The organism is Streptomyces sp. NPDC001678 (genome assembly GCF_042892945.1).
Taxonomy (GTDB): Bacteria; Actinomycetota; Actinomycetes; order Streptomycetales; family Streptomycetaceae; genus Streptomyces.
The window spans coordinates 1-14,718 of sequence record NZ_JBIAUP010000020.1 but is presented as its reverse complement, the minus strand read 5'-3'; the positions used below and the strand labels follow the sequence as shown (position 1 = coordinate 14,718).

Genomic DNA, 14,718 nt, shown 5'->3' with positions numbered 1-14,718 from the left:
CAAGGAACCCCCACCTCCATGCTCTCCACCCTCAAATCCCTTACGGGCGACCGGGGCGCGTTGCGCCAGGACGCCCTCGCCTCCCTGGTCGTCTTCCTGGTGGCCCTCCCGCTGTGCGTCGGCGTGGCCGTCGCCTCGGGCGTCCCCGCCGAACTCGGCCTGATCACCGGCATCGTCGGCGGCCTGGTCGTCGGCGCCCTGCCGGGCAGTACCTTCCAGGTCAGCGGCCCCGCCGCCGGGCTGACCGTCCTCGTCTTCGAGGCGGTGAAGGAGTTCGGCCTGGGCGCTCTGGGCGCCATCGTGCTGGCGACGGGCGTGCTCCAACTGACCCTGGGCGCCCTGCGCTTCGGACGCTGGTTCCGCGCGATATCCGTCGCGGTCGTCCAGGGCATGCTCGCGGGCATCGGGCTGGTGCTCGTCCTCGGCCAGCTCTACACGATGGCCGGCGTCCGGCAGCCGGGCTCGGGCCTCGCGAAGATCATGGGCCTGCCGGGTCTGGTGACGGACGCCGTGACCGGCCGCGACTCCGTCATCGCGTGGGCGGTGGGCGCGGGCACCGTCGCCGTCCTCGTCCTGTGGAAGAATCTCCCCGGGAAGGCCCGGCTCGTCCCCGCCCCGCTGGTGGCCGTCACCCTGGCCACGGCGGTCACCGCGGCCGCCGGCCCGGACATCGCCCGCGTCGAGGTCAAGGGCCTCGCCGACGCCATCCGGCCACCGGGCCTGAACGACCTCACCTCCCTCGGCAGCGTCGCCGCCCTCGGCACGGTCCTGGCCTTCACCCTCATCGCCTCGGCGGAGTCCCTCTTCAGCGCCGCCGCGGTCGACCGGATGCACCAGGGCCCGCGCACCCACTACGACAAGGAGCTCCTGGCCCAGGGCGTGGGCAACACGGTCTGCGGCGTCCTGGGCGCCCTCCCCATGACCGCCGTCATCGTCCGCAGTGCCGCCAACGTCCAAGCGGGCGCCAAGACATCGCTCTCCCGAATCCTGCACGGCCTGTGGCTGCTGGTCTTCGCTGTCGCGCTGCCCGCCGCGATCGGCGTCATCCCCCTGGCCGCGCTGGCGGGCGTCCTCGTCCACGCGGGCTGCAAGCTCGTCCCGGTCCGGGAACTGCCGCCGCTGTGGCGGGAGCACCGGGGCGAGGCGCTGGTGCTGGCGGCCACGGCCGTCGCGATCGTGACGACCAGCATGTTCGAGGGCGTGGTGCTGGGGCTGCTGCTGGCGGTGGTCAAGACGGCGTGGGAGGTCTCCCACGTCCACGTCGAGACCCGCGAACTCACCGGCGGCCGCCTGGTCGTGACGATCACGGGCCACGCCACCTTCCTGCGCCTCCCGCGCCTGCTGGAGACCCTGGAGGCCCTCCCGCAGGACCGCCCGGTCGAGCTCGACCTGTCAGCGGTCCGCCATCTGGACCACGCGTGCCGCACGGCCCTGGAGGGATGGGCGGAACGCCACAACGCGGAGGGGACGGAGGCGGTCCGGGTACGGCGGTAACGGATAAGGGGGGAGGGGCGGTGCTCCGCTCCTCCCCCCTTCCTCTGGGGCTCTGTACCTTGCCGTCAGTTCGCGGCGCGGCGACGCCGTGCCGTCACGACCATGCCCGCACCGGCGGCGAGGGCGACGGCACTGCCGCCCACGGCCCAGGGGAGCGAGGAGTCGGCACCGGTGGCGGCCATCTGACCACCGGCGGAAGCGGTGCCGGAGCCGGCGGAGTCCTTCTTCTCCGAGGCAGGCTTCACGACGGCACCGGAGCCGCCGTTCTCCTGCTTCTTCGTGTCATCGGTGGACGGCTTGGCGTCCTTGCCGTCGCCGGCCTCGGAACCGCCCTTGTCCTTGTCCTTCTTCTCTTCCTTCTCTTCCTTCTCCTTGGCCTCCTTGGCGGCCTTCTCGGCGGCCTCGTCCTTGGCGCGGGCCTCGAACTGCCCGACCTCAAGGAAATGGCGAACGTCCTCGGGCGTCCCCTTGAGCGCCTTCTTGGCGGCTTCCTGCACGGCGGGCCCGCCGACGCTCAGAATCTGAACGGTACGGACGCGGTCATCCGCGGTCCGAGCCGCCTTATAGCCGCTCTCCAGGAACTTCACCCGGTCATCGGGCGTACCGTTGAGCGCCTTGTTCGCGGCTTCCGTGACGCCCGGACCGACGTCCTTGCCCGTCCCGAGAATCTTCAGGATCGCGAAGCGGTTGTCCTCGTCGCGGGCCTTGTACTGACCGGTGGTAAGGAAAGCGCGCATGCCCTCGGGAGTGCCGTTGAGGGCCTTTTCCGCCTCTCGCTTGAGACCGCGGCCGATGTTCTCCTCGCCGAGGATCTTCAGAATCGCGGCCTTGTCCTCCTCGGCCTGCTTCTTGTCGGCGCCTTCCTCCGGCTTCGCCTCAGCGGCCTTGTCCGGGACAGAGGCAGCGGTCTCCTCGACGCCGTCTGCGGCGAACGCCGGGGAGGAGAAGAAAACGGCCGGGGCCAGTGCGGCGGCGACGACGGCAGCGGATATACGGGTCAACTTCACGTGTGTACCTACTTTTCTGGGCGAGGCCAAAAGAATGCCTTGCGCGGAATATGTTGAGGGTTTCATCGAGTGGGGGTGTCCCATGTGGACAGACAAGGCGAGGCGGGAGCTGTAAACCGGCTCCCACCTCGCTTCTTTGCGTCAGTCAGCTGCTATCTCGCGGGAGGAATCTCTTGAAAATTCCGCCCTGGGGAGAGACCGATCACGCGATCAGGATTCTCCTCGTACTCCCAGGTTGTGTGGTCTTCTAGGAGCCGTTCCAGATCCGGTCCTGTGATCAGCTCGCCGCCGTCGAAGGCGGGCCACTCGGGCCCCACGTGCACTGCGATGTATCCCTTCCGAGACCATCGAGAAATAATCTCGGTGAAGACGGGGATGTGTTGACGCCACTCCTCTTCGTCCTCGCTTTTCGACCAGTCGGCCAGAAGTGACCACAGTGGTGAATACTCGCGCGCGTTGAAGCGGACGTACTCTTCTTCGTGGGTGATCGATTCCATGGAATAGACCCTCTGTGTAAAGACGTGCCTTATGGATTTCATCGACTGCTCCACGTCGGTGTCTCCCGTCGTGCTTACAGCCTTACCCGCCCAAAGAGGGGTTCCCTTCCAGGGGTATCCTTACGGGCTTCTTGCCCATCTGGTATTTCAAATACGGGCCCTTATGGAGCAGATCGCGGGACTTTACCGGGTCGCCGTATTCGAGAATGATTGTCGGGTTCCCCTTCTTGAGCATTATCCCGCCTCCTGTTGCGAAAGGCGCGTCTTGCCTCATCCAGCCGTCGCCCTTCGTCAGGTCCATGACCTCATCGATGGAAGCGCCTTGCATGGACTTCGGGTCCATCATGTCCCGCGGCACCGTGGCGCTCTTGTGGCTACCCTCCGACCGCTCGGACTTCTTGGCGGCCTTGCCCGCGTCCTCTCCGCTTTCAGCTGCTTTCTCAAGCCGTTTGGCCTGCTTCCCGGCCTTCAGCAAGTCGCCGCCGGGAATGATCGCGGCAAAGACTCCGATCCAGACGCCCGCAGTGTCGCCTTCGTCATAGGAGCGCTTGACGTCGTAGGCGTCACATACGACGGGGATAAGCCAGCTGCACCCCGTAATGGCGACTTCCTTGAGGAAGTTCAGCTGGCCGCCGCCGGGACCACTGATGTGAGGCAGAGGCTTGGGCCTCATCTTTGGCGTACCGCACTGGGAGTTGGCGCACGGCCGGATCCCCATGCTTCCGCCACCGTGGTAGGAGGACCTGCTGCTGTAGCCGGAACCGCCGCTGTAGGTCGACTTGTACCCCCGGCTCCACGAGCTGGAGGGGCGTGTGATGACCTCCTCCATCTCGTCGATGGCATCCATGACGGCGCCGATCGCACCCATGCCGGGGAGGAGCCCGATGATGGAGCCCCAGCCACCGAAGAGCTTGCCGCTGGGGTCACTGTGGATCAGCGGGTTGTTGTTGCCGTAGCTGTAGCCGTGGAGCTGCTGCGGATCGCTGAGATCCATGATCGGGTCCACGCTGATGAACCGGGCCAGTGCGGGGTCGTACTCACGGGCGCCGAGGTGGGTCAGGCCGGTGGCCTTGTCCTTGGTGCCGCCGACGAATCCGCGCTCGCCGGGCCAACTGGCCGGCTGCTCTCCACGAGGCGCGCCGAAGATGTCCGTTCTACGAGTGGTGACCATCTGGCTCGTCGCGTCGACGGCGGTCGTGGCGGTTCCGTGGTGGTCGGAGAGCAGATAGGTGAGCTTGCCTTCACTGCGCACGGCGACTGTTTTGTCTCCGTGGCTGTAGTAGCGAGTGCCGACCTTGGTCTTCCCGTCCGGCTTCAGCAGGAGCTCATTGCCTCCCGGCAGATAGAGCGTGGTGCCTTCGGCATCACGGCGGATAATCCGGTTGCCGTCGGTGTCGTAAGAGAAGCTGGTGGTCTTGTTGCCCTCGACGACCCTGGTCAGGTGCCCCTCCGCGTCCCAGCTCAGCTGCTGATCCTTGTCGGCGACACGGCGCCGGGTCGTGTTGCCGGCCGGGTCGTACGTGAACGTGTCCGGTCCGGTGGCAATGTCCTTGCCACCGACCTTGGTCGTGACCGAAGCCAGAGCCCGGGGCTGCGGCTTGCCCTTTTCGGGATAGGTGTAGGTGCGCTTGATGTCCTTGCCAGAGTCTCCGCCCGCATCGTGCCGGGTCTCCGTGGCCCTGCTGCCCACGGCGTCGTAGGTGTACGAGTGCCAGTAGGCGTTCGGGCCACCGATCTGCGGTCTGGCTTCGGAGTCCGGCTTGGCCGCGCAGCCGTCCGTCGTGGTCCAGGCGTTGCTGATCCGCTGCAGTGCGTCAGTGGTGAAGCACTGGGTATCGGTGACGGCGGCGCCGTCCTGCCCATCGGTGGTGGTCAGCTGGGTGATGTTGCCGGCCGGGTCGTAGGCGTAGCGGGTGTCGTCGATGCGCTGAGGTGCGGTCTCCCTGTCGTTGACGACCCGGGTCAGTCGCCCGGTCTGCTCGTCGAATTCGGACATGGTGTACAGCCGCTTGCCGGAAGGCCCGTACTGGTCGCGGATCGAGCGTCCGAAGGCGTCGTAGGTGGTGTCCGACACCAGCAGTTGACCGCCGACCGAGGTCTCCTTGGGTAGGTCGGTGCTGGTGTGACGAGTGGTGACCCGCTCGGCCGGAAGACCACCGAGAGCGGGCTGGGTGGTGGATTCCAGCAGGCCGCTCTTGGCGTTGTGGAGGTAGGACCACCTGTAGGTGCCGGCCAGAGCTCCCTCGGTGTCCGGCACGGTGACCTGAGACGCCTTGGGGTTGTAGGAGTCGTCGTAGGCGGTCGTCTCCGTGACGTAGGGCTTGCCGCTGATGTATCGCTTGGCTGCGGTCGGCCATCCCTTGGCCACACTGTCGTACGTCCACTCCGACAGGAGGGTGTCGCCCTGCTTGACCGCGGTCTTGCGGCCCAGCGCGTCGTACCCGGTCGTCAGTGTCCGCTTGTTCTCGTCAGTCGCTGTGACGGGACGGTCGAGGTCGTCGTATGCGAGGGCGGACGCACCCTTATCCGGATCATCGACCCGGATCTTGCGACCGCGGAAGTCGTAGCCGTATTTCCATTCGGTCCCCTCCGGGTCGGTGACCTTGGCGAGGCGTCCGTGCTTGTCGTATGCGTAGTGGGTGGACTGCGAAGTGGTGCGGTCCGCGTTGGTGTACTGGATCAGTTCACTGGTCCGCCCCAGGGCGTCGCTGACCGTGGTGGTGGCCGTACCGCCCTTCGGCGGGACGACGGTGGTGCGGTCACCCTCGTAGGTGGTGGTGGACCGCAAGGTCTCGTCACCGTACTTGCGACCGATCGACGCCGTGGCGCGTCCCGCACCGTCGTAGACGGTCTCGGTGATGTTGGGGACCTTGGTGTCGTCCGCCTTCACGAGAGTGGCGGAAGGATCACCGTCGGCGTAGTAGCCGCCGTATGCCTTCCGGACCAGCCCACGGCTGTCGTAGTGCGACTCGGTGATCACCCGCCCCTTACCGCTGGAGGCCGGGGCTTGCGACTGCCGCACTCGCAGCAGCCCGTCCAGCAGGGTGTACGAGGTGGCGAAGGTGCCATCGCCGTGCAGAACAGTGGTTTTCACCGCGACCGGCGAGGTCTTGGAGTAGACGTAGGCGTGCGCGATGTTCGGCGAATCCGGGTAGGTGCCCTTGTCCCGTCCGGGCTGCCAGACCTTGGCCAGACGGCCGAAGGCGTCATATTCGGAATCGGTGCGCTTGCCGTTGGCGTCGACGATCGCCGTGGCCTGGCCTCGGCGGGCATCGAGCTCGGTGGTCGTGGTGTGACCGAGAGCGTTGGTGACCACCGTCTTGGCCGGGGCTTCGCCCGCCGCCGGAGTGAAAGCCGTGGTGGTCTTGTTCCGCAACGCGTCCACCGATGTCACCTGGCGCCCATAGGCGTCGTAGGCGCTGGTCTCCGTGGTGATGAAGCCGGTGCCCTTGCCGTCGTTCTCGTCGGTGCGGGTGACCCGGCCCGCGCCCTTCTCAGGCAGTTCGCCGAATGCGGTGGAGTCGTCGTAGTAGGAACGCTTCTCCGAGATGAGGTCGCCGGGCAGATCCGGGGTACTGCCACAGACTGTGGCGAGCTTCTTCTGGGATGCGACGGCGTTGAGAATGTTGTTCTTGGGATTGCGGGCGTATGTGGTAACGGTGCAGGTCTCGTCCCCGGACTTGGCGGTGTCACCAAGGTCGGACTCGGTGGCGACCATGCCGTAGTCGTCGAAGGTCCGCTCCGCCTTGGTGCGGCGCCAGCCGTCACCGACAGCCGTGCGCGCGTTCTCCGCCTTCATGCCGAGGACGTGGGACTCCAGCGAGGGCAGCCCGGGCCTGGCGCGTGATGCGGTGGGCCCCTTACGCCACGGTTCGTAGGCTACGGCGGAAAGCAGCTTGCCGCCGTCGCCCTCGTACGTGGCCTGCTCGCGGGGCATTCCGGCGAAGCTCTCGTGGTCGTCGACCTTGTTTCCTTCGCCGTCGGCCACCTGGGATCCGGCCATACCACGGAAGAACCGGTGCTCGGTCAGCGTGCGCTTGTCGTCACCGGTGCCGGTGTGGGTCCGCACTCGCTCGTAGCCCCGGAACACGCTGTTCGTACGGTGCTCCGGCTTGTCCAGCTCGTCCTGGCTCTTGGCCCAGGCGGTACCGCCGAGGTACTCGTAGTCGGTCTGCTTGGCCGGGGCGCCGCCGGTGTTGTCGTTCTCCAGGATCTGGGTCACCACATAGGTGTGGAACCAGTCCTTGATCTCCTTGTTGTCCGCGCCCGGAGAGTCCTTGGAGGACCAGTACACCGGGTAGCAGCGGCGCGAGTTGGAGGACTCATTGGGCAGATCGCCCGCCTTGCACTCAGGCTTGGAGTACGTGATCCCGATGGTGCCGCCGGACTCGGTGTCGATGCCGTAAACGCGGTAGCGGACCAGCGGCGGGATCGGGTCCGTCCCCTGCTCCACGCGGTTGGCCATCTGCACGCCCGAGAACGTGATGGGTGGCAGGGACTCCGTCTTGCCGGCGGTGTGACCGGTACGGGTCAGGGAAGCCAGCCACAGCGCGGGGGCCGAACCGTCACCAGTGGATGGGAACTGGTGCTCCAGCTCCCATGAGTCGACGGGCTGGTACTTGCCGCCGGTGAGTATCTCGGTGCTCGCCTTCTGCAGGCGCTTGCGCGTCCAGAACGTGGGGGAGAACTGGTCCTTACACTCCTTGTCGCCCGGCTTGCAGTACTGGTCGAACGGCACGTCGGGCCACTGTTTGGCGTTGTCCTTGGTGAATTTGTCCTCCGCGCAGTTGAAGTCGGAGGAGACCAGGCAGCGCTCGGCCTCAGTGAAGTTCACCTTTGCTGCCGCGGCATTGGAACCGTAGACGTTGTCGGCGCGCAGACCGTACTCGATGCGCTTGAGGTAGCCCCCGCGCGCGTACTCGGTGGGAGTGCCCTTGCCCGTGGTCAGGCTGACGTTGCGGGCGTAGCGATTGGTCTCGGCCGCGTAGTAGAACGCCATGGCGTTGTCGTTTGGGTCGACGACGTAGTCGAGATTCCAGCGCCAGGCCTGATTGCAGTAAGAATCGGCGAAGGAGTCCTTGTAACAGGGTTCACCCTTGTGGTTGCCGTAGACCGGGACGTTCCAGGTGGAGTTGGTTTCGGTCTTGCCAGAGGACCACCCGGGGAGTCGGTTGTAGCCGAAGTAGTACTGGGTGCCATCCGGGGTAGTGACACGCCAGTACTCGCCGTCGTTGTCGCCGTTGCCGCGGGCGGTGTCCGTCAGCCTGACGATCTTGGTGCCGTCATCACGCTTGAGTTTCCATGTGCCGGTCTTGTCATCCTTGACCAGCTCGTTGGCCTTGCCGTTCAGGGAGATGGTGGCGTTGTCGGGGCCCCAGCACAGGTCACCGTTCTTGGCCTTGTTGTTGCCGTCCTTCATGTCGTCGAGGCACGACTTGTACTTGCGCTCGATGAAGTTGTCGGCCAGTGACCAGCCGTCGCCGACCCAGTTCGCCTGATTGTTGGTCGCGGCGGTCCTGCCGTCGACGGACTGGGAGGAGTAGCCGAGGTTGAGCTGGGGCTGAAGTCCGCCGGGTACGGCGGGCACGTTCATCGGATACGACCACGAGAAGCCGCCCGATGAGCCACCCGCCTCCCATACCCCGGAGGGGGACAGTGAGGTGGCCTTGAAGTCACCAGAGGCACCGGACAGGCCTGCTGTCGCCGCCAGGAGCATGGGCGCCGCCATGGCCGAGCGCTTCTGCCGGGCGCCCGTGACACCTGTCCCCGTGACGGGGAGAGCCACCTTCGCCTTGAGCTTGCCGTCCTTGACGTCGTTGCGGACGTCCTGCAGGGGCTTTCCCGTCTTGCAGGACGCCTTGTCCGGATCGGTCAGCGCGCACGAGGGAAGCTGGACGAGGGTGAGGCGGGAGGCCCAGTCACCGCCGTAGGCGAACTGAAAGCCGGAGTAGTCGAGCTCGATGTCGACGGCGCTGCCCGAAGCGAGCTGGTCACCCGCACCGACCTTGAGGAGCACACCCTCGACCCCGGCCTTCTTGGCGGCCGAGCGGTCCAGGGTTTCCACGGTGACCTTGCTCAACGCACCCGGCTTCCGAGCGGAATTCGCGGGTGCGGGGGTCACGGCAAGCGGCAGTGTTCCGGCACGCAGTTTGCGCGGTGCGGGCTTACGCGAGGAGTCCGTGGGGGTCACGAGCTCGGCGGTGGCCTTGCCGGGCTTCGGCCATGCCACGACCGGCGCCTTCTTCAAGGCGTTCTTGCCAGCCTGGTCGCTCTTGGTCGCTCGTCCGCCCTTGACTTTGCTTACCGGGACAGGCTTGACCCGGTTCAGCCCGGGTTGAGGTTTCTTGTCAGATGCAAATGATGCTGCCGACTCAGTGGACAGCATTCCGCCGGTGATGGCAAGGGTGACGGAGGCAGCTGCTATCCGCCTCCAAACCCTCTGCCGTGGTCTTTGTGAAGACAAATGAACCGCGGCCTCGCCGCGGTTGAAGGAACGCAGCACGCCGCCCCCGTATCGAAGAACTTATCGACGGAACATTAACTTCTCCTTACCTTTTCTTGACGGGGCGAAGGTCCTAAAACGGACGGGTCGAAGGTCCTCAAGATCACGGAAATGATCTTGAAATGCCCTGCTATGCCTGCCTGTTGGCGGTCGGTTTAAACTCCCTTTCTGCATTACCCTCGCTTGGCGTACGCTTTGCACTTCTCGCTCCGGCGTCGCATCCAACTCATTTCCTCCTGAATCTAAGGACGGTCATGCCTGCACCGCCGCCGCGCCGCAGAGGACGCGCACGCTGGCGTTCTCTCTTTACTTGTGCTCTCGCCGGGGGCCTAGCTGCAGCCGCCGTACCGCCACTTGCGGCGGCTGCTCCGATTTCCAGCAGCGAACGTGTCGATTCCCGGCAGTCCGACGCCCAGCGCGCCGCCGCGCAAGCCGCCGAGTCCGGTGAGCCGGTCGAGGTGATATCGCGGCGAACCGAGTCGTCCTCGGTGTTCGCCAATCCCTCAGGCACGTTCACCGAGGAGCGCTACGCAGTTCCGCAGCGGGTTCGCAAGGACCGAAAGCTGGTGGACATCGATGCCACGCTTCGCAGTGTCAAGGGCGGCAAGCTGTCCCCGAAGGCGACTGCGGTCGGCGTCGAGTTCTCAGGTGGCGGCCCGGGGCCGCTGGCGACCATTACTCGTGGCGGGCGGAGCATCGCCCTGTCATGGCCGAAGCCTCTCCCGAAGCCGACGGTGGACGGCGACACGGCGACCTATCCGGATGTCCTGCCCGACGTGGACCTGAAGCTGCGTGCCGGGTCGGACGGTTTCGCCCAGCTGCTCGTGGTCAAGTCGCCCCAGGCTGCGGCTAACCCGGAGCTGAAGACCATCAAGTTCGGTATGTCCGCCGATGGCGTGAAGGTCTCCACGGACGAGCACGGGAACCTGAGCGCGGTGAACCCCGCCGGGCAGGAGGTCTTCCAGGCCCCCACTCCGCGCATGTGGGACAGCTCAACACGGCAGGCAGCCCCTACTCGCGCGGTTCGTTCCGTCGCCGCGGTCACCCCCGTTGCCGAGCCGACGAAAAACGAATTCGAGCCCGGCGCTGGAGCCAAGGAATCGGCGATGCCGATCGAGGCGAGCAAGGACCAGCTCGCTCTGACGCCTGACCAGTCCTTGCTCAACGGCAAGGACACCCGGTACCCGGTCTACATTGACCCCTATGTCTCCGGTGGTCGGCAGGCGTGGGCGCTGGCCTACAAGAAGTATCCCAACAGTGCCTTCTTCAACGGATCGGGCTGGGGCGGTTCGGGCAAGTCCACCAATGACGCCCGGATCGGCTACGAGAACGAGACGGATGGCCTGGGGCGCTCGTTCTTCCAGATGGACACCAAGAACCTCTGGGACAGCAGCAAGCAGATCGTAAAGTCCACGTTCCGCATCAAGAACACCTGGTCCTGGTCGTGCCAGGCACGAGAGGTACAGATCTGGGACACCGGGACGATCCATTCGAAGACATCCTGGAACGACCAGCCGAAGTGGATCAACAAAATTGACTCGGTTAAGGACGCCAAGGGCTGGGGCAGCTCCTGCCCGGGCGGCAACCTGGCATTCGACGTGACTGCGGCCACCAAGCAGGCGCAGGAGAAGAAGTGGCCGAACTGGACGCTGGGACTGCGTGCCGGTGACGAGTCCGACACCTTCGGTTGGAAGAAGTTCGACGCCAAGTCGGCGACGCTGTCGACTGAGTACGAGTCTCCGCCCAACACCCCAACCGATGTCGGCACCAACCCGTCCGTGGCCTGCCATGCCAACCCCCGGGTGACCATCGGTGACACGGACATCCAGCTTTACGCGAAGATCAGTGACCCGGACGGCGGAACCGTCAAGGCGCGTTTCAACATGTGGCACACCGACGGAACGCCCTCGATCTTCAGCCAGATCGTCTCCGTCACCAACGGTACCGTTGCCCGGGTCACCGTGCCCAGGTCGGTACTCAAGGACGGCGCCCTCCATTCCTGGCAGGTCCGCGCCGACGACGGACGCTCCGTGTCCTCCTGGGCTCCCGGCGAACCCTGCCGATTCACCGTGGACAAGTCACGTCCGAGCAACCCGCCGGCCGTGGCCTCGGCCGAGTACCCGGACGGCAGCAGCGGATGGCCCGCCAACACTGGCACCGTCCGTACCCCTGGGACCTTCACCTTCAGCGCCGGTGGGGTGAAGGACGTCGAGAAGTACGAGTACTGGACGGACTGGAACTCCGCCGTCAACATCGCCAAGCCCGACGTGCCGGGCGGTTCGGCCTCGGTCAAGATCACGCCGATGGCCGCCGGCCCGCACAAGGTCTACGTCCGAAGCCTGGACGGCGCGGGTAACCGCTCGGACGAAGCCGCCTACCTCTTCTACACCGAGGGCCTGAAGAAGACCGATGAGCCGGGAGACCTCAACGGTGACGGCAACCCCGACATGTACGGTGTCCGCACCAACGGGGATCTGCGGATCTACGCCGGACTGGGTGACGGGAGCGTCGGGCCGGGCGTTCTGGCCACGAACCAGAACTTCAAGGATTCTTTGATCACTCATCGCGGCGACTGGACCGACGATGGCTATGAGGACCTCATCGAGCGCCGCTTCGATACGGTCGACAAGGTCAACAAGCTCTACGTGCGGCCCAACAACGGGCGCGGCGAGCTCACTGACACTCCGCCTCGTGAACTCCGTCTCTACGACGAGCAGAACAACCACTGGCAGAAGGCCAGTCAGATCCTGGCCATAGGCGACGTGGACGGTCCGCTCGATATCGACGGGGACGGAGTCATCGGTGAAGCTGATCGGCCCGGCTACCCGGACCTCCTGGTCAAGGAAGGCGACCAGTTGTGGCTGTACTTCGGCTCACCCAGCGGCTATCTGGACGAGAACCTCGACCAGCCTCCGCTTCTGATCGGTGACGGTGGCTGGAGCAACTACGACATCCTCGCCCCCGGCGATGTCAGCGGCAACAAGCGCTCCGACATGATCGCCCGGGAGAGGACCACCGGAGCCCTCTACCTCTACCAGGGGATCGGGACCGCAGGCGAAGGGCTGGGCGACCGAAGCACCCGTATCCAGATCGGCCGCAGCTGGTGGCCCACAACGAGGCCGTTGATTACCTCGGGCGGCGATGCCGACAACGACGGTGTTCCCGACCTGTGGTCCACGACCGACAACGACAGTGCCGGTCTGCTGTTCTATCCCAAGCTCGCGGCCACCGGGCACGGGGACCCGAGGCCCATCGGCACCGGCGGCTGGTCTTTGTTCCAGTCCTTGAGCTGACCCTGTGCCTCAGCACTCTCGGGGACAGGCGCCCGTAAGCGCTTGTCCCCGAGGGAAACAGGTCGGCACAGACCATGGGGGCGTCGGCCCCGATATCCGATTCCGTAACACGTCGAGGACAGCAGCACCCCCATGAAGCTCACACCGGTGAAGCTCGCCCCCATCCGCCTCGCCGGTCGTACCCGTCGCGGGTTGTGCGGCGCCGCCTTGGCGGTCTCCCTCTCCACCGCCGCCGCGGCCGGTCCGCTCACTGCTCAGGCGAACCCCGCCGCGCCCGGGCCGGACAGTGCACAGGGCGCGCAGCCCAGGGGCGTACCCAATCTCGTCCTCCCCGATCTACGGAAGCCCGCGCAGCCGAGCCCGTCGGCCAACGGGGAAGCCGGGATTCCGGCCACTGCCCTGGACGCCTACAAGAAGGCCGCGCAGGCGCTGGCCACGAGCCAGCCGGGGTGCCGGATCCCATGGGAGCTGGTCGCCGGCATCGGGCGGGTGGAGTCCGTGCATGCCTCCGGGTACGGGCTGCGCACCGACGGTTCCACCGAGCGACCCATCCGGGGGCCGCGGCTGGACGGGAAGCAGTTCGCGCTCATCCGCGACACCGACGGTGGACGCTGGGACGGGGACACCGAGTACGACCGTGCCGTCGGCCCCACCCAGTTCATCCCCTCCACCTGGGTCACCTGGGGTGCCGACGGCAACGGTGACGGGGTCAAGGACCCCAACAACATCTACGACGCCGCCCTCGGTACCGCCCGCTATCTCTGCGCCGGCGACCGGAACCTCACGGATCCCGCCGATCTCGACAAAGCGATCCTGAGCTACAACAACTCACGTGAATACGTGAACGCCGTCCTGGAGTGGATGCGGACGTACCAGGGTGGCAAGGTCACCGCCGTCCCCAATGACGCCCCGGCCGTCCCCCATCACCCGGATCCGGCCGACGGGCGGTCCGGCACTCCCGCGCATGCGGTCGTGCGTACGTCGGCGTCCGGCTCATCGGTCGTCAAGCCAGAGCCCAAGCCCCTGCCGCAGCCCGCACCCGAACCCACGCCCGATCCCATCCCCGAGCCCCGGCCCAAGCCCGACCCTCGAACCGTGACCCGTCTCGCCCCCCTCGCGGAGCGGAGCCGCGACGCCGAGACCGGACAGGAGCTTGACCAGGTCGCGCGGGTCCGGGCGAGCAACGCCTATGGCGATCCCGTTTCCGGAGCGGACGTCACCTTCGAGATCGTCGGCGCCGCCACCGATGCCCGTTTCCCCGGGTACGGGGACGCCACGACCGTCACCGTCAGCACCGACGCACAGGGCCTCGCCGTCGCTCCACGGCTGCGCGTCGGTGACAGGCCGGGCGGCTTCGTCGTCATGGCGAGCAGTGCCGGCAAGGACGTGACGTACCGTGTGAACGCACGGCTCTCCGCTACAGCCACAGCCGACACGCTGATGTGCGTCGGCGAACAGCCTCTGACCGCATCGGAAAACGGCACCTTCGCCGACAGACTCCGGATCAAGGCCACCCGCTACGGGCAGCCCGCCTTCGGCACCGTACTCACCGCGACTTTCGTCACGAGCAAGGAGAGCCCCGCCGAGAACAGCCTCGGCCCGTACTTCCCGGGCGACGCCTCCGGCAAGGCCGTTCGCACCCTCGTCCTGCCCCCGCCCGGCGCCGACGGTGTGATTACCCTCCCGCCGATCCAGGCCGACGGGCACCCCGGTACGTACGTCCTCCGGCTCACCACCGCCGACGGCATCACCCTGTACGTCGAGCTGACTGTCGCCGCTGAGCCCGCTGTCACCCAGTGACCGTTTCAGGCACGGCGATTCCGCTGGTAGTGAACCTCTTTCATCCTGAATAGCCGCAGGTCAAAAGGGTGTGGACGGCCTGCACGATGCGGCTGATGCGGTTGGTGGAGCATCGGGCCCGGCGG

The 14,718-nt window shown here is 66.3% G+C and carries 6 protein-coding genes and 1 pseudogene; 3 read left to right on the top strand and 4 right to left on the bottom strand.

All coding sequences use genetic code 11. From position 1 onward, the window contains the following. Positions 1-18: 18 nt before the first annotated feature. A complete protein-coding gene (locus tag ACFYZR_RS29700) occupies positions 19-1,494 on the top strand; it encodes a SulP family inorganic anion transporter (protein WP_391915855.1) in 1,476 nt (491 codons plus the stop codon). Between the two features lie 65 nt (positions 1,495-1,559). Here the strand turns inward: ACFYZR_RS29700 and ACFYZR_RS29695 are convergent, their stop codons facing one another. From ACFYZR_RS29695 to ACFYZR_RS29685, 3 genes are all read right to left on the bottom strand, one after another. Next, on the bottom strand, positions 1,560-2,495 hold the full coding sequence (locus ACFYZR_RS29695; RefSeq protein WP_391915852.1) for an LAETG motif-containing sortase-dependent surface protein: 936 nt from the start codon (positions 2,493-2,495) through the stop codon (positions 1,560-1,562). A 158-nt stretch (positions 2,496-2,653) separates the two neighbouring features. After that, on the bottom strand, positions 2,654-3,052 hold the full coding sequence (locus ACFYZR_RS29690) for a hypothetical protein (RefSeq protein WP_391915850.1): 399 nt from the start codon (positions 3,050-3,052) through the stop codon (positions 2,654-2,656). A 28-nt stretch (positions 3,053-3,080) separates the two neighbouring features. Further along, the gene (locus ACFYZR_RS29685; RefSeq protein ID WP_391915848.1) at positions 3,081-9,383 is read right to left on the bottom strand and encodes an RHS repeat domain-containing protein; all 6,303 of its coding nucleotides are present in this window, start codon (positions 9,381-9,383) and stop codon (positions 3,081-3,083) included. 371 nt (positions 9,384-9,754) lie between these two features. On the opposite strand from ACFYZR_RS29685, the gene ACFYZR_RS29680 reads away from it, so the two are divergent. Beyond that, a complete protein-coding gene (locus ACFYZR_RS29680; protein WP_391915845.1) occupies positions 9,755-12,793 on the top strand; it encodes an FG-GAP repeat domain-containing protein in 3,039 nt (1,012 codons plus the stop codon). A gap of 132 nt (positions 12,794-12,925) precedes the next feature. Further along, complete coding sequence (locus ACFYZR_RS29675; protein ID WP_391915843.1) at positions 12,926-14,593, top strand: lytic murein transglycosylase; 1,668 nt, start codon at positions 12,926-12,928, stop codon at positions 14,591-14,593. Between the two features lie 40 nt (positions 14,594-14,633). On the opposite strand, the pseudogene ACFYZR_RS29670 reads toward ACFYZR_RS29675, so the two are convergent. Next, positions 14,634-14,718 (bottom strand): annotated as a pseudogene (locus ACFYZR_RS29670) (IS5/IS1182 family transposase); the annotation flags it as partial.

Coding starts and splice junctions, on each gene's coding strand:
- ACFYZR_RS29700 (WP_391915855.1), top strand. CDS start 19: ATGCTCTCCACCCTCAAATCCCTTACGGGCGACCGGGGCGCGTTGCGC.
- ACFYZR_RS29685 (WP_391915848.1), bottom strand. CDS start 9,383: ATGCTGTCCACTGAGTCGGCAGCATCATTTGCATCTGACAAGAAACCT.
- ACFYZR_RS29680 (WP_391915845.1), top strand. CDS start 9,755: ATGCCTGCACCGCCGCCGCGCCGCAGAGGACGCGCACGCTGGCGTTCT.
- ACFYZR_RS29675 (WP_391915843.1), top strand. CDS start 12,926: ATGAAGCTCACACCGGTGAAGCTCGCCCCCATCCGCCTCGCCGGTCGT.